Source organism: Methyloceanibacter caenitepidi, from assembly GCF_000828475.1.
GTDB classification, from domain to species: domain Bacteria; phylum Pseudomonadota; class Alphaproteobacteria; order Rhizobiales; family Methyloligellaceae; genus Methyloceanibacter; species Methyloceanibacter caenitepidi.
Genome location: NZ_AP014648.1, coordinates 54775 through 72246, shown reverse-complemented (window position 1 = coordinate 72246; position 17472 = coordinate 54775). Strand labels below are relative to the sequence as shown.

Below are 17472 nucleotides of genomic sequence, written 5' to 3'. Positions count from 1 at the left end.
TTGCGCGACAAACCTTGGGACGGCACCCGTCAGGGGCGCCCAGGAGAGCCGCCCGAGGAAGCATCGGCTTGTTTCAGAGGGGCGGCCGGGTCGGAACCCGGCCGGTCCTTCGTTCGGGACGCTATGCGTCCTTCTTATCAGCCGTGTCGGACTCAGCCGCTTCGTCCTCAATCGCCGGGACTTCGTCGGCCGTGGTCTCGGCCAGAAGCGCGACGGCCTTGGCGCTCCAGTCGTTGTCTTCGATCTGGGTGCCGAGCGAGAGCTTCTCGGCAATGTAGGCGATGCCGTCGTCGCTGAGATTGGCGATCTGATCGAACTTGGTGACGCCGAGCTTGTTGAGCTTCTTCTCGATGTCCTCGGTAATGCCGGCGATGAGCTTCAGATCGTCCGGCTCGCCCTTGGGCTTGGTGAAGCCCTTGAAGCCGTGCGCCTTCTTGCCCTTGGCGTCGGTGCGTGTATCGCGGCGCTCCGGGATACGGGCCGACTTGCCGCGGCGTCCGCGCAGGTAATAGAGCTTGGCCCGGCGAACACGACCGTGGCGTACCACTTCGATGGATTCGATCAGCGGCGAGTGGATCGGGAACACGCGCTCCACGCCTTCGCCGTAGGAAATCTTGCGGACCGTGAAGTTCTCGTGGATGCCGCCACCGGCACGGGCGATGCACACGCCCTCATAGGCCTGAACGCGGCTGCGCTCGCCTTCCACAACCCTCACGTTGACGCGGACGGTGTCACCGGGGCCGAATTCCGGCACGCTACGCTTGTTGAGGCGCTCGGTGACCTGCTCCTTTTCGAGCTCGGCAATAATGTTCATCTCGGTACCTTTCACGGGCGCCTGCCGGGTCACTTGGGGCCCATGAGCGAACGCCATTCTTTTTGATTGGTCGGTGTCCGGACTTGAAATTTCCAGACGTTCGAGGCCACCCAAGGCGTTTACCCGGCAGCCAGCGGAGGTGTCCTACCCCAGGATGTGGGGTTTGTCGATGGTTTTTGGGCGGGATCGGCGCCCTCAAGGCCTGCGGTCGAGGCTCCGGATATAGGCGATGACGTTGCGCATTTCGTCCTGCTCCAAGACGATATCCGGCATGGTCGGATGGGAGGTCTGGAGCCACACCGACAGCGCGTATTCAGTCATGCCGGGTCTTTCGGCCAACTCCTGGAAGGGCGTGGCGCCGAACTCGGAGGAGAGGTCCTCGCCCGCCAGCACTGCGTGACATTTGGCGCAGACGGCTTCGGCATAGGCCTTTCCGGCTGCGATGTCGGCGTCCTGGGCGTGAATTTCGCTGGTCGGTCCCAGCGCCAACACGGCGGCAAGCAACATCATCGATTTCATGCCCAACTCCTCGTTTTTCGGGAAGCTTCAACCGTAGGGCCCGTTACGCCCTGACTTCGATCAAGATTTGGCCTTGCCGTGCTTTTCCCAAAGGTCCGGCCGGCGCGTCTTCGTGAGCGCTTCGGCCTGTTCGCGGCGCCAGGCCGCGATCTTCTCGTGGTCGCCGGAGAGAAGCACGTCGGGAATGGCATGGCCTTCCCACTCCCGGGGCCTCGTGTAGTGCGGGTATTCGAGGAGGCCCGCGGCGAAGCTCTCCTCGTCATGGGTGCCCGCGTTCCCGACCACGCCGGGGAGCAGGCGCACGCAGGCGTCCATAATCACATGTGCGGCCAGATCCCCGCCCGAAAGCACATAGTCGCCGATGGAGACCTCCTCGATCTCGCGCGCATCGAGCACGCGCTGATCCAGCCCCTCGAACCGGCCGCAGAGTAGGATCACGCCGGGGCCGTGGGCCAGCATCTCGACACCGGCCTGCGTGAGCGGCGTGCCGCGGGGCGAGAGGTAGATTGTGGGCGTGCCTGCCGGGGCCTTCGCCTTTGCGGTGTCGATGGCGGCGGCGGCGATGTCGGCGCGCATTACCATGCCCGCGCCCCCGCCGGCGGGCGTGTCGTCCACGGAGCGATGCTTGTCGTGGGCGAAGTCCCGGATGTCGATCGCGTCAAGCTGCCAAACGCCGTCGGCAAGCGCCTTCCCCGCCAGGCTATGACCGAGCGGTCCCGGAAACATCTCCGGGAACAGGGTGAGCACGGTCGCCTTCCAGGTCATAGCGCTGTCCAAGTTATGCCGTGGCTTCAGGGGCCGGGCCGGCCTCTTCGATCAAGAACCATGTTTCGCGCGTCCCCACGCCCTTGATGGAGACGGGCCCGCGCTCGGTCAGCAGGAACTTGTCGCCAAGGGCGTCGCAGACCGCCGCCGAGACCTGAATCTCCCCCGGGAGCGAGTGCGATTCCAGCCGGGCAGCGAAGTTCACCGTCTCGCCCCAGACATCGTAGGAGAATTTGTCCGCGCCGATCACCCCGGCCATGACCGGGCCCCGGGCGATGCCGATACGGATACGCAGTTCGACATCGTGGGCCTCCGACAGTTTCGCCACCACTTTCGGCAGAGCGAGCGCCAACCGAGCGATGCGCTGGCAATGATCGGCCTGTGCGCGGCTGACTCCCGCCACGGCCATGTAGCCGTCGCCGATGGTCTTGATCTTCTCAACGCCATACGCGGCCGCCAGACGGTCGAACTCGGTCACGAGCGCATCGAGAATCTCGACGGTCCGGGCCGCGCCGAGCTTCTGCGAGAGCCCTGTGAACCCGACGAGGTCGGTGAAGAGCACCGATGCGTCCGGCACGGTGTCGGCGATGCGTTCGGCCGGGTTTGACTTCAACCGGTCGATGATGGGCTCGGGCAGGATGTTCGCAAGCAGCCGGTCGGCTTCTGCCCGGGCGCGGTCGGCCTTGTTGAGGGCGTAGCCCACGACCAGCGCCACGATGCCGAACGTCGTGACGGCAGAGGAGACATAGAGATTATGCAGCAGCGCGGGGTCGGCCACGATGCGCGCGCTGCCGGGCGGGTACAGGAACCACGCGGCGAGATGCAGCGCGAGTCCCGACAGTACCGCCGCAACGACCAGCCGGATGTGCCCCATGCCGCAGATCGCGAAGGCGACCGCCGCGCCGATGATGTAGTTCAGTTGAATGCCCGAGTTGTGACCGAGTTCGCGCACGAAGAAGAACAGCGCCGCATATTCGGCGACCCAAATCACGATCATCGCCGCGCAGTCGTTTACGCGATGCGCCAACGGCGCCAGCAGTGCGATGGCGACCAGGACGAGATTGACCACGATCAGCGGCCAGTATTTCACGACCCCGAAACTTGCGTAGGTCGCCACATAGGTCATCGACGTGAAGGCGATCAGCAGGGCCATCACGTTGATGATCGCGAGCCGGATGCGGATCTCGCGCGGGTAGCCCGCAATGCCGATCTCGGCGAAGCGCCGCAGCGGCCCGAGCCGATTTAGGATCGGCAGATCGGATGCGCTTCGCTGCGCCGGGCGATCTTTTTGCGGGGAGGGGCCGGGTGTCATGGGAAGCACTCTACCGTGTAACACGCCCGTATCGCATGACGCTAAGCGTCGCCGTCTTCGGAGGCTTCGATCTCTTCCGGCGGGACCAGCACCAGGCGTCCCGCAGCAATGTCGATCTCGGGAACCGTATCGTCCGAAAAGGCGACGAGCATAGACGGGCCGCCGTCGGTACGATCGACTTCGATGATATCGCCCGCGCCGAAATTGTGGATCGCCGCCACCGTGCCGAGCGGCGCGCCGTCGGGCGAGACCGCCAGAAGGCCGATCAGGTCCGCAACGTACCATTCGTCTTCGGCCGCCTCGGGCAACGCGTCACGCGCGACATAGAGTTTGGTGCGGTTCAGCGCCTCGGCGGCTTCGCGGGTGGTCACGCCCTTGATGCGTGCGATCAGCGCCTTGGGCGTGACGCGGACGTGGCTGATCTCAATCGTCTTCGTGCCCGCCTCATTGCGCAAGGGGCCGTAGGCGGCGATGTCGGCCGGCTCTTCCGTGTAGGACCGCACGCGCACTTCGCCCTTCAGGCCCTGTGCCGCGCCGATCTCGCCAAGGAGAACCAGATTTGTGTCGCCGCCCACCGTGCGTGCGCGCCCGTGCTCGGACGCCTACTCGGAAGCTTCTTTGGCTTCCTCGGCGGCAACCTCGTCGGTCGCCTCTTCGTCAGCCTGCTCTTCGGTGGCCGCATCTGCGTCGGCGGATTCTGCCTCGGCGGCGGCCTGCTCGGCAGCTTCCTTCTCAGCGGCAGCCGCGGCGGCCTTTTCCTCTTCGGCGGCGCGCTTGGCTTCCTCGCGCTCGAGGCGCTTCTTGCCCGGCTTGGCCTTCTCCGGGTTGTTGCGCGGCTCGCGCTTCATCAGGCCTTCGGCGTCCAGGAAGCGAAGCACACGGTCTGTCGGCAACGCGCCGTTGGAGAGCCAGTGCTTTACACGGTCGGTGTCGAGCTTGATGCGATCGTCGGAGTCCTTCGGCAACAGCGGGTTGAATGTGCCGACCTTCTCGATGTAGCGGCCGTCGCGCGGGCTGCGCGAGTCGGCAACGACGATGCGGTAAAACGGGCGCTTCTTGGCGCCGCCCCGCGACAGTCTGATCTTCAGTGACATGGTTTCTTACTCCTAGGTGATCGTTGAATTGGTGGTGAGTTTCGGGTCAGCGCTTCTTCTTGCGCTGTCCGGGAAGTCCTCGAAGTCCGGGTAGGCCGCCTGGGAGGCCTGTACCCGGGAGCCCCGGCAAGCCGCCGGGAAGTCCGCCGCCGGGTAGGCCCGGAAAATTGGCGGGCAGTTCCGCGCCCTTAGGGAGGCTTCCGCCCTCGGGCATGTCGGCCGGCATTTGCGGCATGCCGCCGCCGAACAGGCCCGCGAGCGCGCCGCGTTTCTTGCCCATGGCCTTCATCATGTCGGCCATCTGGCGGTGCATTTTCACGAGCTTGTTGATGTCCTGCACGCTCGTCCCCGAGCCCGCCGCGACGCGCTTCTTGCGCGAGGCGTTCAGCAGTTTCGGATTCTTGCGCTCGCCCTTCGTCATCGAGCTGATGATCGCTTGCTGGCGCTTGAGAACACTGTCGTCGAGATTGGCAGCGTCGAGCTGTTTCTTCACCTTGCCGATGCCGGGCAGCATGGAGAGCACGCCGCCCATGCCGCCAAGCTTCTGCATTTGTCCGAGCTGTTCGGAGAGGTCGTTGAGGTCGAACGCGCCCTTCTTCATGCGCTCGGCCATCTTCTGGGCCTTGTCGGCCTCGACCGTCTCCATGGCCTTCTCGACGAGGCCCACCACGTCGCCCATGCCCAAAATGCGGCCGGCGATGCGATCTGGATGGAAATCTTCGAGGGCGTCGAGCTTTTCGCCGACACCCATCAGCTTGATGGGCTTACCTGACACCGCACGCATGGAAAGCGCCGCGCCGCCACGGCCGTCGCCGTCGACGCGAGTCAGAACGATGCCGGTCAGGTCGACCCGCTCGCCGAAGTTCTTGGCGAGGTTCACCGCGTCCTGACCAGTCAGCGCATCGGCGACGAGCAGTGTCTCGTGCGGCTGGGCGATCTTCTCGATCGCCGCCGTCTCGGCCATCAGCTCTTCGTCGATATGGGTGCGGCCGGCGGTATCGAGGATCAGCACGTCGAAGCCGCCGAGCCGGGCCGCCTTGACGGCCCGCTCGGTAATTTCGGTCGGGCTCTGGCCCTCGACGATCGGCAGGGTGGCGACATTGGCCTGTTCGCCGAGCACGCGAAGTTGCTCTTGCGCCGCCGGACGGCGCGTGTCGAGCGAGGCCATCATGACCTTCTGCTTGTCGCGGGTCGTGAGGCGATGGGCGAGCTTCGACGTGGTGGTGGTTTTACCGGAGCCCTGCAGCCCGACCATCATCATGACGACGGGCGGGGTGGCCGCGAGATCGATGCCCTGGGCCTCGGAGCCCAGCATGCGGACGAGTTCGTCGTTGACGATCTTGACCACCATCTGGCCGGGCGTCACCGACTTCACCACGTCCTGGCCCACGGCCTTGGCCTTCACCCGGTCCGTGAACGACTTCACCACGTCGAGCGCGACGTCGGCCTCGATCAGGGCCCGGCGCACTTCGCGCATGGCTTCGGACACGTCCTCCTCGCTTAGCGCGCCGCGGCGCGTGAGCTTGTCGAAAATGCCGGAAAGGCGATCGGAAAGGGTCTCGAACATCAGCCGGCGTAGTCCGTTACGAATTTCTTGTAGACCCAGCCGGAGCGGCACGGGCCGGAATAGGCTTGCCGGCGCGGCCAGGGCGTCCCGACGCCGCAATCCCTGGTCTCGTGCGAATAGACGACACCGAGCCAACTCCCGCGCTGATCGCAAAGATTGACGATCATGCCGTTGTAGATCTTATCCAGCATGCCGTACTTGGAGCTGGGTCCGCCGCGCACGGCAAGGAATCCGTCGCCGTTGGGGTCGAGGCCCCGCACCACACCCTGCGAGCCGCAGGCGTCGTAATCCGCCTCGCCGCCGACCAAAACCGGGACCTGCGGCTGCTGGGCCAGTGCGGTCGCCGACAGTCCCGTCAGCGTCAGGGCCGCCGCCAAGCCAAAAGTCCGGCTATTGAACATCGACACCATTGCGTCCGCCTCCATCTTGCGGATCAAGGTCTGGCGCTGCGTTCTCGGTCCGAAGCCAAGTACGCAACCAAAAAAGCACCCGTGGGCGCATCGCGCTGACGGGTGTTGACCCCCCTTTCCTAATCTCGGCACGGCCAAGACCCCGGAAAGGGCGGCGGCTCGGGATCGAGCTGCCATGAATTTCGCGCGGAATGTCGGTCAGGGCGCCCTAGAAGTCAAGCGCCCGGACGCCGCCCTAGTGCGGCAGCGACTTCGAGAAGGCGTTGATGACGACGACGCCCGCCACGATCAGGGCGAGCCCGATGATGGCCGGCGTGTCGAGCGTCTGCCGGAACCGAAACCAGCCGATCGCCGCGATCAGGACGATGCCGACGCCGGACCAGATCGCGTAGGCGAGCCCGACGGGAATCGACTTGAGGGTGAACGCGAGCGCGGTAAAGGAGACCGTGTAGGCCAGCGCCGTGACGACGCTCGGCCAAAGCCGGGTGAAGCCATTCGACTCCTTGAGGGCCGTGGTGCCGATCACCTCGAACACGATGGCAAGGGCCAGATAGAGAAATGGCTTGAGTGAGGTCACGGCGCGGTCTGTTCCTTGCTCCTTGCGATGTGTCTTCTTGCTGCCGTCCTAGAGCATATCCGACAGGCCGACCGCGAAGTCCAACAGGGCCTCGTCGCCGCCTTCCCAGCCGATGAAGGATAGCCCGGCCGGGCAGCCTGACGCTTCGCCCACGGGAACCGAAATTTGCGGCAGCCCGGCGAGGCCCGCCATGCACGTATTCTGTAGCGTGCGCGTGCGGTACTCCGCGAACGAGGCGCCGTCCGGAATGTTGCGCTCGGGAGGCTGGGTGGGCGTCGTGGGCAGGACGATCGCGGTTCCGGGCTGGAGGATGGACTTGAGATGGGCGGCCACGGTCTGGCGGACTTGGCGCGCCTCCTCGGCGTCCTCCGGACGAATGCCCGCGGCGATCTCGAAGCGCTCCTTGATCCCGGGCCCGAGCTCGACGTCGTTGTCCCTCACGAAGGGCAGGAGCGTCGACTGGATCTCGAAGCCTTGGATCGTCGCGAAGGCCGACCGCCAAGCGACGATGGTCTCTCCCGCGATGTCGGCCTGCTGGACGTCCGGAAGGGCGGGCGCGAGCGCATCGAGGGTGCGCCAGACGAGCTGGTCCACGCTGGCCTCGCATTCGGAGACGATGTCCTTCGCGAGGATGAGCCGCTCGATCGGTGCCTCGCGGCCGTCTCCCTGCAACAGGAGACGGGAGACGGTCCGGAACAGCTCGGCATCCGCCGCCAGGACACCAACGGTGTCGAAGCTTGGGGCCATCGGCGTCACACCGTTCATGGCGATGCGGCCGTGGGTCGGACGGAGCCCGAACAGCCCACAGAACGAGGCCGGGACGCGGATCGAGCCGCCCGTGTCGGAGCCGAGTGCGAAATCGCACATCTGCGCGGCCACGGCGGCGGCCGAGCCGCAAGAGGAGCCGCCGGTCACGTAGCGGCCCGAGCGCGGGTTCACCGGCTGGCCGTAATGGGCGTTGGTGCCGAGCACGCTGTAGAAGAATTCATCGCAAATGGTGATGCCGGTCAGGGTCGCGCCCGCGTCCAGGAGCGTCGCCACGGCGGGCGCCGTCGCAAGGGCGGGCGTCGCGGCAGCATAGGATTCCGGATTGCCGTTCCCTGTCTTGCGGCCCTCGATGGCGAAGAGGTCCTTCACCATGAAGCTGCGTCCCGCGAGGGGTCCGTCCTCGGCTCCCGCAAGCGGCTCTTCGAGCGTATGGGGAACGAGCGCATGAACGGGGTCGTGTTTCGGAATGCCCAGCATTTCTTATTTGCCTCCGTCTTTTGAAAAGAAGGTGCAGCGACGGACACAACGCCATAGAAGTGCCCCCACCGCAACGCTTGAAACCCCCGATCAGCCGAAGGCCAAGGTCCGGTGCGCGCAACGACGACAACCCGCAAGGCGCTCCCGCCGACGGTGTGGGCGCTGGGCTTCACATCCCTCTTCATGGATGTGTCCTCGGAGCTGATCCACGGACTGCTGCCCCTGTTCCTGGTCGTCAATCTCGGTGCCAGCGCCGCGGTGCTCGGCCTTGTGGAGGGGATCGCGGAAGCCGCCGCCCAGATCGTGAAGGTCTTCTCGGGCTGGCTTTCGGACACGCTCCGGCGCCGCAAGGCCCTGGCGGTCGCGGGCTACGGCCTCGCGGCCGTGACCAAGCCGCTGTTTCCCTTGGCGAGCACGGTCGCGCTGGTGGCGTTCGCGCGCCTGGTGGACAGGATCGGAAAAGGCATTCGCGGGGCTCCACGCGATGCGTTGGTCGCGGATGTGACGCCGCCGGCGCAACGGGGCGCCGCCTTCGGCTTGCGGCAATCGCTCGACACGGTCGGCGCGACGCTCGGGCCGCTGCTGGCCATCGGGCTCATGGCTCTGTTCAACGACGACATCCGCACCGTGTTGTGGTTCGCAGTCATCCCCGCCGTAATCTCTGTCGCGATCCTTCTGATCTTTGTCCGGGATCCCGGACCCCAGCACCTGTCGGCGGACGGCGCCAAACGTGTGCCCATCAAACTGCGGGACTTGGGCGGTCTCGGCGGGTTCTACTGGTTCGTGGTGGGCGCGGGAGCCGTGTTCACCCTGGCCCGGTTCAGCGAGGCGTTCCTGGTGATCCGGGCCTATGGAGCAGGTCTTCCTCTCGCGCTCGCGCCGGCGGTGATCGCCGTGATGAGCATTGTCTTCGCGGTCACCGCCTATCCGGTGGGCCGGCTCCAGGACAAATTCGGCGCGCGGCCGCCACTTTTGGCAGGGTTGACCGCCCTCATCGCCGCGGACCTGCTGCTGGCGTTTGGTTCGGGTCTCGTGACCGTGTTCCTTGCCATCGGGCTCTGGGGTCTCCATTTGGGACTGACACAGGGCGTGCTGTCGGCGCTGGTGGCCCATGCGGCGCCCGCCAAGCTTCGCGGCACGGCCTTCGGCGTCTTCGGCCTCACCGTCGGGGTCGCCACGCTGGCGGCGAGCCTGGTTGCTGGCATTCTGTGGGATGCCGTGTCGCCGGAAGCCACGTTCCTGACAGGCGCGGGGTTCGCCGGCGCGGCCCTAGTGGCCTTTCTGGCGCTGCGACCGGTCGAGCAGGCGTAGTTGCGAGCAGGCCTAGCGGCACCGCCGAGGACGGCGCTATAGAGAGCCGAACCTTTGGGATTGAAGACGATGAGCGCCACCACGCACAGCTTCCGCAAGATGAACGGTCTCGGGAACGACTTTGTCGTGATCGATCGCCGTCACGACGATCTTTCCTTGCCGGCGGATGCGGTGCGCGCGATCGCGGACCGAGCGACGGGTATCGGCTGCGACCAGCTGATCGCGCTCGATCCCTCGTCCGAGGCGGACGTGTTCATGCGCATCTGGAATGCCGACGGGGGCGAAGTGGCCGCCTGCGGCAACGCGGCACGCTGCGTGGCGGGCGTCGTGGCCGGTGAGCTCGGCCGCCCTACGGTGACCATCGAAACCGAAGATCAGGTGCTCGGCGCGTATGCGGGTCCGGACGGTCTCGTCACCATCGACATGGGCGAGCCGCGTCTTGCCTGGGATGAGATTCCTCTGACCGAGGAGTTTCACGACACGAGCTGCATCGAGTTGCAGGCCGGGCCGATCGATGCGCCGGTGCTGCATTCGCCGGGCGTGGTCAGCATGGGTAATCCGCATGCGATCTTCTTCGTCGACGACGCGGAAGCCATCGATCTCGGCCGGATCGGGCCCATGCTTGAGCACCATCCCCTGTTTCCCGAGCGCGCCAATATCTCGGTCGCGCGGGTTCTGGACGAGGGCCATATCCGCCTTCGCACCTGGGAGCGGGGTGCGGGGCTCACCCGCGCCTGCGGCACGGCCGCGTGCGCGTCCGCCGTTGCGGCGGTCCGGCGCGGGCTCACCGATCGGAAGGTCACGGTGTCGCTGCCGGGCGGGGATCTCGTGATCGAATGGCGCGAGGGCGATGGTCACGTGCTGATGACGGGCCCCTACGCGCTGGATTTCGAGGGTACGTTGCCGCCCGAGCTGCTTGGCTCAGAAGCGCAAGGCGTCTGAGACACTTATGGTGTCTGACACACTGGATGAATTCTGTTAGAAGCCGCCACATGTCGGATCTGGACATCATCACCTTTGGCTGCAGGCTCAATTCTTACGAGTCCGAAGTCATGCGCGAGCACGCGAACGCCGCCGGCCTTGCCGACGCGGTGATCGTCAACACCTGCGCGGTGACCGGCGAGGCTGTCCGCCAAGCGCGCCAGGCGATCCGCAAGGCGCGTCGCGAGCGCCCCGATGCGAAGATCGTGGTGACCGGTTGCGCAGCCCAGATCGATCCGGATCAGTTCGCGCAGATGGACGAGGTGGATCGCGTCATCGGCAACCAGGAAAAGCTTGAGGCGCGGACGTTCCAGTCTCTCGGCATGCCAGGTCTCGGGACGGAGGACACGGAAAAGGTCTCGGTCAACGACATCATGGCGGTCACGGAGACGGCGGGCCATCTGATCGACGGCTTCGGCGGCCGCGCTCGCGCCTATGTGCAGATCCAGAACGGCTGCGATCATCGTTGCACGTTCTGCATCATCCCGTATGGACGCGGGCCGTCGCGGTCGGTGCCTGCGGGCGAAGTGGTGGCGCAAGTTCGCCGCCTTGTGGAGAACGGCTATCAGGAGATCGTGCTGACCGGTGTCGACATGACAGCCTATGGCAAGGACCTGCCTGGCGTCTCGACGCTGGGCAAGCTTGTGCGGACCGTGCTCAAGCTCGTGCCCGAGCTGCCGCGTCTCCGGCTCTCCTCCATCGATTCCGTCGAAGCGGACCCGGACCTCATCGCGGCCATCGCCGAAGAAGAACGGCTGATGCCGCATCTGCACCTGTCTTTGCAGGCGGGCGACGATCTCACGTTGAAGCGGATGAAGCGCCGCCACGCGCGGGCCGACTCCGTTGCGTTTTGCGAAGCGATGCGACGCGTGCGTCCCGATATCGTGTTCGGCGCCGACATCATTGCCGGGTTCCCCACGGAAACCGCCGACATGTTCCAGAACTCGCTGTCGCTGGTGGACGATTGCGGCCTCACCTTCCTGCATGTCTTTCCGTTTTCGCCGCGCGAGGGTACGCCCGCCGCGCGCATGCCCCAGGTCCACGGCACCGTCATCGCTGAGCGGGCCCGGGCGCTGCGGGAGAAGGGCGCGGCCGCACTGCACGTCCATCTCGAAGGCGCGAAGGGCCGCCGCATCCAGGTTCTCATGGAGACGGACAACCAGGGCCGCTCCGCCGATTTCACGCCGGTCCGTGTCGATCCTTGCACGATAGGCGCGGGCGCTCTCGTCGACTGTGTCGTTGCGGGCGACGACGGCGCCGCGTGGATTGCGGAGGCGCTGCGGTGAGCGGCGAGGAGAGGCCCGAAGAGAAGCAGGGATGGTTCGCGCGGCTCAAGGCAGGCGTATCGCGCACGTCCAGCGCGCTGGGTGAAAACCTCACCGGTGTACTCACCAAGCGCAAGCTCGACGAGGAGACACTGGACGAACTCGAGGAAGTTCTGCTCAAGGCCGATCTCGGCTTCGCCATGGCCGATCGCATCCGCGATCGCCTCTCGATGGGGCGGCACGACAAGAACATCACCGCCGCCGATGTGCGCGCCGTTCTGGCCGAAGAAGTCGCGCAGGTTCTGGAGCCGGTCGCGAAGCCGCTCGAGCTCGACGCGGACGCCAAGCCGCACGTGATCCTGGTCGTCGGTGTCAACGGAACGGGTAAGACGACCACGATCGGCAAGCTTGCCCACCAGTTCGTCAAGAACGGGAAGACTGTCCTGCTCGCCGCCGGGGACACGTTCCGCGCCGCCGCCATCGATCAGCTCAAGATCTGGGGCGGACGTGTTGGGGCCGAAGTGGTTGCACGGGATGTCGGCGCGGATCCGGCCGGCGTCGCCTTCGAAGCGCTCGAGCGGGCGAAGGAAGCCGGCACGGATGTCCTGCTTATCGATACGGCAGGGCGGTTGCACAACAAGGGCGACCTCATGGCCGAACTGGCAAAGGTTGTTCGCGTGTTGAAGAAATTCGATCCGGACGCGCCGCATACGGTCCTGCTCGTATTGGATGCCACCACCGGACAGAACGCATTGAGCCAGGTCCAAACGTTTCGCGAGATCGCAGGCGTCACCAATCTCGTCGTAACCAAGCTCGATGGTTCGGCGCGCGGCGGCATCGTGGTGGCGATCGCAGAGAAGTTCGGTCTCCCCATAAATGCCATCGGAGTCGGCGAGGGTATCGAAGATTTCGAGCCGTTCGATGCGCATGACTATGCGCGCGCTATTGCAGGAGCAGACCAAGAGAATGACGCAGCCGCCTGACGCCACAACGGAGCCGGTGACGAAGACCGAGATCAAGAAGGGCAAGGAGTCGGAGCAATCCGTCGCCGGAAAGCTCCTGATCGAGCTTGGGCCGCTGCTTGTGTTTTTCGGTGTGAACGCGGCTTATGGCATTTTTGCCGGCACCGCGGCGTTCATGGTGGCGACGATCGTCTCGCTCGGTCTTGCCTGGTGGCTATACCGGAAGATTCCGGTGATGCCGGTCGTCAGTGCGGGTCTGGTTCTCGCGTTCGGCGGTTTGACGCTTTACCTGCACGACGACACGTTCATCAAGCTCAAGCCGACGATCGTCTACACGATGTTCGCCATACTGCTGATCGGCGGTTTGTTCGCGCGGAAGCCCGTGCTCGCCCTTTTGTTCGGTCCCGTGTTCAATCTGACGCAGGAGGGTTGGCGTAAACTGACAATACGGTGGGCGATATTCTTCGTAGCCATGGCGGTCCTCAATGAATTTGTGTGGCGCAGTTTCTCGACCGACACATGGGTAAGTTTCAAAGCCTTCGGATTTCTCCCGATCACGTTTCTATTTGCCATGCTCCAAGTGCCGCTGATGCAGCGCTACGGGGTGGAAGAGAACTCGCAACAGCATTGAGGTGGCACATTTCGCGCGAATCCGGCCCAGATTGGCTCTTGCAGGATGCGCGCGCGGTGCCGATATGAGGCGCTCAGTGTGCGGCTTGTCTCTGGTAGGGACCGTACTCTGAGGTTTGTTGCGGGGTGACAGCATGTCCCGTTGCCGCATGGTGCAACCGGGTGTGTGCTTGCGATCTAAAACATCAGGCGCCGGAAGGTCCGAGGTCAGTGGACTTGGGACGAGGCGTCGTTTCACACGGGGAACGTCCATATGACGACGAAATCTAAGAATCCGCTCGAGAGCTCGGCGACGCATCTGTTGCACCGCGCGGGTCAGCGGGCGGCAGACATCTTTGCCGAAGAGGCGAAGAAGAGCGGACTCACGCCTCGACAGTACGCCGTCCTCACCGCCGTCTCTCAGGAAGAGGGCTTGCCGCAGGCGGAGCTTGTTGCGCGCACCGGCATCGATCGCTCGACCTTGGCCGACATCGTCGCCCGGCTGCTTGGGCGGGGTCTCATTCAGCGCAAGCGCGCCAAGGAGGACGGCCGGGCCTACGCCATCAAGCTGAGCGCGAAGGGGACGAAAGCCTTGGCAAAGGCGAAGCCTGCCGCAAGCACGGCAGATTCGCGGCTTCTGGCGGGCCTCAGCGCGACGAAACGGAACGAGTTTCTGGCTACGCTGGCCACGATCGTGGCCGCGGGAGACGACGCCTAGCCTGACGGCTCGTCCTCACCCTGCCGTTGATCTGACTGCGCGGACGCCGCGCCGCTTTGGATGAGCGGTAGGATTTTCGTCTCGACGACCTCTCGGGTCAGCGGCCCCGCGTGGCGGAACGCAACCGTTCCGTCGCTCGCGATCACGTAGAGCTCCGGAACGCCGTACACACCGAAATCGATGGCCGTCCGCCCTGAGCGGTCGACCCCGATGCCCGTATACGGATCGCCGTAGCCACCGAGGAAGCGGCGGGCGGCGGTCGCGTCGTCTTTGTAGTTGATGCCAAAGAACGGAATGTCCGGATCTTGAGCGTGCAGCGCTTTGGAGAGCGCCATGACGTCCGGATGTTCCTCTCGGCACGGCCCGCACCAGGATGCGAAGAAATGGACGACGGCGGGCTTGCCCTTGCCGAGCGTGGCGGACGTGATGCCGCCCGATGCGCTGGGCGTTGCGCCGGCTTCATTCAGGGGCGGTAGGTCGAATTTCGGTACCGGCTTGCCGATCAGGGCCGACGGCAGGTTCGACGGGTCGCCAGAGTTCAGCGCGATGAGGAACAAGCCGGCAATGGCGGCGAAGATGACGAACGGCAGCAGAACGCCGAAGCGGCGCTCGGGCGTCGCGGGCACAGCTGCGGCGTCTTTCCCGTCGGGGCTTTGAGGGTCGGTCACCTGGCTGCCTTTGCGTCCCATGGGCATCGTCACGGCGCGGTGCGGGTCACGGTCGGCGTTGCCGCAGGTCTCCGCCTTGCGGCCGAGCGGCGGGTGATGCCTTGCCGCTCGAGGTCGGCCAAGAGGCGTCGCTGTTTGCGGTCATCCGCGATGATGGCGATCGTGAGCGCCCCCAACGCGACGAACGCCACGGCGTAGGCGCCGATGATGAAGCTGGCATGGGGTCCGAGACCGAGCATGTGTGGGTCCTCGTCTAAGACATGGCCGCTTGAGCGACTTGAGTCTGTTGCAGGACGCGCACCCGGCGCCGCAGGATTTCAGCGCGCATGGCGATGAGGTGCAGCAGCACAAAGAGTGCAAGGAAGGCGCCCCCCATCACGAAGAGCGGCGTGAGGAGTGCGGGATCGATCGTCGGACCGCCGGCGCGGAAGACGCTCGCGGGCTGATGCAGCGTGTTCCACCAGTCGACCGAGAATTTGATGATGGGCAGGTTGACGGCACCGACCAGCGCCAGGATCGCGGCCGCGCGTCCGGCCCGTCCCGGGTCCTCGATCGACTGCCATAGGGCAATCAGCCCGAGATAGAGCAGAAACAGCACGAGCAGCGACGTCAGCCGCGCATCCCACACCCAATAGGTGCCCCACATGGGTTTGCCCCAGAGCGAGCCGGTCACCAGGATCACGAAGGTGAACGTCGCGCCGATCGGGGCCGCGGCCTTCGCCGCCACGTCGGCCAGCGGGTGCCGCCAGATCAGTGTGCCGAGCGCAGCGATGGCGATGACCGCGTAGCAGCCCATGCCGACCCAGGCGGCGGGCACGTGGATGTACATGATCCGGACGGTCTCGCCTTGCTGGTAGTCGGCGGGCGCTACGAAGAACGCCTGATACAGGCCAATCCCGAGCAGGATCGCCGTGAGCGCGGCGAGCCACGGAATCACCGCCCCGGCAAAGGTCAAGAAGCGCGAGGGGTTGGCGAGATTGGTCAGTGAGAATGTCATGGTTGCTGATCTAGTGGCTTTGGCCGGAAAGCGCAAAGCAGAAGCGCCATGAAAAAACGGAAAGGTGTGCCGTAAACAAGGCCGAATGCTGCCCTAACGGAAGCTGTTGCGGAGGGCCGCGGCGGCGGCGAGCGGCGCCAGAACCATGCTGGCCAGGCTGATCGCGCAGAGCATCAGGAAGGGCGGCCAGGGCGATCCGGGCCCCGTCACGGCGGCGGAAATGGTGGATACGCCGAAAATGAGCACGGGCACATAGAGCGGCAGGACGAGCAGCGCGAGCAGGAGCCCGCTGCGACGTAGGCCCAGTGTAAGGCTGGCGCCGATCCCCGCAATGAAGCTGACTGCCGGGGTGCCCGCGAGCATCGCGAGGACCAGGATCGGGATCGCGTCGATCGGGAAGTTGAGCAACAACCCCAGCACCGGCGCAAGCAGGGCGAGGGGGACACAGGTGGTCACCCAATGCGCGAGTGACTTCGATGCGGCTACGGCGGCAAGCGGGAGAGGCCCCATAGCCAGCACGTCGAGGGATCCGTCCTCGTAGTCGTTGTGAAAGATGCGGTCGGCGGACAGGAGCGCCGCCAACAGCAGGGCGATCCACAAGAGGCCCGGCGCTACGCGCGCAAGGAGGTCCATGTCCGGCCCGAGACCGAACGGGGCAATGGCCACCACCACCAAATAGAAGCCGAGCGCCACGCCGATGGCGCCCCCTTCGCGGAAAGCGAGTGCGATGTCGCGCCGAAGAAGAGCGAGGGCGGCCGTCACGATGCCGGTTCCTGGTCGGGGGCCTCGCCGGGATCCAGGCATTGCAGATCGAGCGTATGGGTGAAGGCACCGCCCAGCGGGACATGGGTCGAGACGATGGCGATGCCGCCCGCTTGCCCATGCGCCTCAATAGCCTTTGCAAGGCGCGCGACGGACGCGGTATCGAGTGAGACCGACGGTTCGTCGAGCAGCCAGATCGGGCGCGGACAGGCAAACAATCGCGAGAGCGCGAGCTTTCTCTTCTGGCCGGCGGAGAGGAACCCGGCCGCGATATCGGCGATCGGCGTCAGCCCGAAAACGTCGAGCGCGAAGTCCACGTCGCCACTTTCAAAGTCGCCGCGCAGATAGTCCATCCAAAACGCCAGGTTCTCCCGCACGCTCAGACTGGCTTTCAGTCCATTCAGATGTCCGACGTAGTGGCACAGTTCGGCCGCCGGTGTATCCGCCTCGGCGCCCGCCGCGGCGATCTCTCCCGCCGCGAGAGGCAGCAGGCCGGCGATCTGACGCATAAGGCTGGTCTTGCCCGTCCCGTTGGGGCCCTGCACGAGGAGCGCATCACCGGGCTCGAGGCTGAAGGAAAGCCCCTCGAACAGGCGCCGCCCGCCTCGGTCGCAGGCGACGTCATGAGCCGCGAGGGATACGGAGAAAAGGGTGCTCATAGAACGGTCTGCAGCCTGGTTGCGCAAAATTTCGGCAGGTTGGGTCGCGGCGGCGATGGAAAGCGCGTCTCTTCGCGTCATTGTCTGGTCGTTGCAAGGGTCTTTATAGTTGCCGAAAAGCGTGTATCCAAAGGCCAACACGCCCCACTGGCCGGGAAATCGCCCCAATCGGGGGCGCAAGGGCCGGTTTGAGGCTTCACGGCGATGGGGTTAGACGCAATTGGCTGCGTCTTTGCA

Annotated in this window: 21 protein-coding genes; 6 read left to right on the top strand and 15 right to left on the bottom strand. The window is 65.3% G+C overall.

From position 1 onward, the window contains the following. Positions 1–121: 121 nt before the first annotated feature. The 10 genes from rplS to GL4_RS00335 form a co-directional block, all read right to left on the bottom strand. Positions 122–871, bottom strand: a complete 750-nt coding sequence (gene rplS / locus GL4_RS00380) for a 50S ribosomal protein L19 (RefSeq protein ID WP_425283177.1) — start codon at positions 869–871, stop codon at positions 122–124. A gap of 138 nt (positions 872–1009) precedes the next feature. Next, the gene (locus tag GL4_RS00375) at positions 1010–1333 is read right to left on the bottom strand and encodes a c-type cytochrome (RefSeq protein ID WP_052463994.1); all 324 of its coding nucleotides are present in this window, start codon (positions 1331–1333) and stop codon (positions 1010–1012) included. 60 nt (positions 1334–1393) lie between these two features. Beyond that, a complete protein-coding gene (trmD, locus tag GL4_RS00370) occupies positions 1394–2098 on the bottom strand; it encodes a tRNA (guanosine(37)-N1)-methyltransferase TrmD (RefSeq protein WP_045363316.1) in 705 nt (234 codons plus the stop codon). A gap of 13 nt (positions 2099–2111) precedes the next feature. Further along, positions 2112–3410 (bottom strand): adenylate/guanylate cyclase domain-containing protein, encoded by a 1299-nt coding sequence (locus GL4_RS00365; RefSeq protein WP_045363314.1) that lies wholly within the window; start codon positions 3408–3410, stop codon positions 2112–2114. A gap of 41 nt (positions 3411–3451) precedes the next feature. Then, the gene (gene rimM, locus GL4_RS00360; protein ID WP_045363312.1) at positions 3452–3985 is read right to left on the bottom strand and encodes a ribosome maturation factor RimM; all 534 of its coding nucleotides are present in this window, start codon (positions 3983–3985) and stop codon (positions 3452–3454) included. 27 nt (positions 3986–4012) lie between these two features. Then, complete coding sequence (rpsP, locus tag GL4_RS00355; RefSeq protein ID WP_045363310.1) at positions 4013–4504, bottom strand: 30S ribosomal protein S16; 492 nt, start codon at positions 4502–4504, stop codon at positions 4013–4015. A 46-nt stretch (positions 4505–4550) separates the two neighbouring features. Continuing rightward, positions 4551–6071 carry a signal recognition particle protein gene (gene ffh / locus GL4_RS00350; protein ID WP_045363308.1) on the bottom strand — a complete coding sequence of 507 codons (1521 nt, stop codon included), beginning with the start codon at positions 6069–6071 and terminating at the stop codon, positions 4551–4553. Then, the gene (locus GL4_RS00345) at positions 6071–6496 is read right to left on the bottom strand and encodes an SH3 domain-containing protein (RefSeq protein ID WP_244462650.1); all 426 of its coding nucleotides are present in this window, start codon (positions 6494–6496) and stop codon (positions 6071–6073) included. Before GL4_RS00345 ends, ffh begins: the two co-directional genes overlap by 1 nt. Before the next feature lie 220 nt (positions 6497–6716). Continuing rightward, a complete protein-coding gene (locus GL4_RS00340; protein WP_045363306.1) occupies positions 6717–7058 on the bottom strand; it encodes an SMR family transporter in 342 nt (113 codons plus the stop codon). A 48-nt stretch (positions 7059–7106) separates the two neighbouring features. Then, on the bottom strand, positions 7107–8303 hold the full coding sequence (locus GL4_RS00335) for an amidase (protein ID WP_045363304.1): 1197 nt from the start codon (positions 8301–8303) through the stop codon (positions 7107–7109). Positions 8304–8414: 111 nt separating this feature from the next. Here GL4_RS00335 and GL4_RS00330 point away from each other — a divergent pair, with 111 nt between their 5' ends. The 6 genes from GL4_RS00330 (at position 8415) to GL4_RS00305 (ending at position 14149) form a co-directional block, all read left to right on the top strand. Next, positions 8415–9614 carry an MFS transporter gene (locus tag GL4_RS00330; RefSeq protein WP_045363302.1) on the top strand — a complete coding sequence of 400 codons (1200 nt, stop codon included), beginning with the start codon at positions 8415–8417 and terminating at the stop codon, positions 9612–9614. Between the two features lie 69 nt (positions 9615–9683). Next, entirely contained in the window at positions 9684–10556 is an 873-nt protein-coding gene (gene dapF, locus GL4_RS00325) for a diaminopimelate epimerase (RefSeq protein ID WP_045363301.1), read from the top strand. A 50-nt stretch (positions 10557–10606) separates the two neighbouring features. Beyond that, entirely contained in the window at positions 10607–11881 is a 1275-nt protein-coding gene (mtaB, locus tag GL4_RS00320) for a tRNA (N(6)-L-threonylcarbamoyladenosine(37)-C(2))-methylthiotransferase MtaB (protein WP_045363299.1), read from the top strand. Further along, positions 11878–12843, top strand: coding sequence for a signal recognition particle-docking protein FtsY (gene ftsY, locus GL4_RS00315; RefSeq protein ID WP_052463993.1), 966 nt, complete (start codon positions 11878–11880; stop codon positions 12841–12843). The genes mtaB and ftsY overlap by 4 nt, the downstream gene beginning before the upstream one ends. After that, on the top strand, positions 12827–13453 hold the full coding sequence (locus GL4_RS00310; protein WP_082025362.1) for a septation protein A: 627 nt from the start codon (positions 12827–12829) through the stop codon (positions 13451–13453). The genes ftsY and GL4_RS00310 overlap by 17 nt, the downstream gene beginning before the upstream one ends. Positions 13454–13705: 252 nt before the next feature. After that, positions 13706–14149, top strand: coding sequence for a MarR family winged helix-turn-helix transcriptional regulator (locus tag GL4_RS00305; RefSeq protein WP_045363297.1), 444 nt, complete (start codon positions 13706–13708; stop codon positions 14147–14149). Here the strand turns inward: GL4_RS00305 and GL4_RS00300 are convergent. The 5 genes from GL4_RS00300 to ccmA all read right to left on the bottom strand — a co-directional run bounded on the left by GL4_RS00300 (position 14146) and on the right by ccmA (position 17235). Further along, entirely contained in the window at positions 14146–14844 is a 699-nt protein-coding gene (locus tag GL4_RS00300) for a DsbE family thiol:disulfide interchange protein (RefSeq protein WP_244462726.1), read from the bottom strand. The genes GL4_RS00305 and GL4_RS00300 overlap by 4 nt on opposite strands. Positions 14845–14846: 2 nt before the next feature. Further along, complete coding sequence (ccmD, locus tag GL4_RS00295) at positions 14847–15056, bottom strand: heme exporter protein CcmD (protein ID WP_045363295.1); 210 nt, start codon at positions 15054–15056, stop codon at positions 14847–14849. Between the two features lie 14 nt (positions 15057–15070). Beyond that, entirely contained in the window at positions 15071–15814 is a 744-nt protein-coding gene (locus GL4_RS00290; protein ID WP_045363293.1) for a heme ABC transporter permease, read from the bottom strand. Between the two features lie 93 nt (positions 15815–15907). After that, positions 15908–16576 carry a heme exporter protein CcmB gene (ccmB, locus tag GL4_RS00285; RefSeq protein WP_082025361.1) on the bottom strand — a complete coding sequence of 223 codons (669 nt, stop codon included), beginning with the start codon at positions 16574–16576 and terminating at the stop codon, positions 15908–15910. Beyond that, positions 16573–17235, bottom strand: coding sequence for a heme ABC exporter ATP-binding protein CcmA (gene ccmA, locus GL4_RS00280; RefSeq protein ID WP_045369099.1), 663 nt, complete (start codon positions 17233–17235; stop codon positions 16573–16575). Before ccmA ends, ccmB begins: the two co-directional genes overlap by 4 nt. Between the last annotated feature and the right edge of the window lie 237 nt (positions 17236–17472).

Coding starts and splice junctions, on each gene's coding strand:
- ffh (WP_045363308.1), bottom strand. CDS start 6,071: ATGTTCGAGACCCTTTCCGATCGCCTTTCCGGCATTTTCGACAAGCTC.
- GL4_RS00310 (WP_082025362.1), top strand. CDS start 12,827: ATGACGCAGCCGCCTGACGCCACAACGGAGCCGGTGACGAAGACCGAG.
- GL4_RS00305 (WP_045363297.1), top strand. CDS start 13,706: ATGACGACGAAATCTAAGAATCCGCTCGAGAGCTCGGCGACGCATCTG.
- ccmA (WP_045369099.1), bottom strand. CDS start 17,235: ATGAGCACCCTTTTCTCCGTATCCCTCGCGGCTCATGACGTCGCCTGC.
- dapF (WP_045363301.1), top strand. CDS start 9,684: ATGAGCGCCACCACGCACAGCTTCCGCAAGATGAACGGTCTCGGGAAC.
- ccmD (WP_045363295.1), bottom strand. CDS start 15,056: ATGCTCGGTCTCGGACCCCATGCCAGCTTCATCATCGGCGCCTACGCC.
- GL4_RS00290 (WP_045363293.1), bottom strand. CDS start 15,814: ATGACATTCTCACTGACCAATCTCGCCAACCCCTCGCGCTTCTTGACC.
- rpsP (WP_045363310.1), bottom strand. CDS start 4,504: ATGTCACTGAAGATCAGACTGTCGCGGGGCGGCGCCAAGAAGCGCCCG.
- trmD (WP_045363316.1), bottom strand. CDS start 2,098: ATGACCTGGAAGGCGACCGTGCTCACCCTGTTCCCGGAGATGTTTCCG.
- GL4_RS00300 (WP_244462726.1), bottom strand. CDS start 14,844: ATGCCCATGGGACGCAAAGGCAGCCAGGTGACCGACCCTCAAAGCCCC.
- rplS (WP_425283177.1), bottom strand. CDS start 871: ATGGCGTTCGCTCATGGGCCCCAAGTGACCCGGCAGGCGCCCGTGAAA.
- GL4_RS00335 (WP_045363304.1), bottom strand. CDS start 8,303: ATGCTGGGCATTCCGAAACACGACCCCGTTCATGCGCTCGTTCCCCAT.
- GL4_RS00345 (WP_244462650.1), bottom strand. CDS start 6,496: ATGGAGGCGGACGCAATGGTGTCGATGTTCAATAGCCGGACTTTTGGC.
- mtaB (WP_045363299.1), top strand. CDS start 10,607: ATGTCGGATCTGGACATCATCACCTTTGGCTGCAGGCTCAATTCTTAC.
- GL4_RS00365 (WP_045363314.1), bottom strand. CDS start 3,410: ATGACACCCGGCCCCTCCCCGCAAAAAGATCGCCCGGCGCAGCGAAGC.
- GL4_RS00375 (WP_052463994.1), bottom strand. CDS start 1,333: ATGAAATCGATGATGTTGCTTGCCGCCGTGTTGGCGCTGGGACCGACC.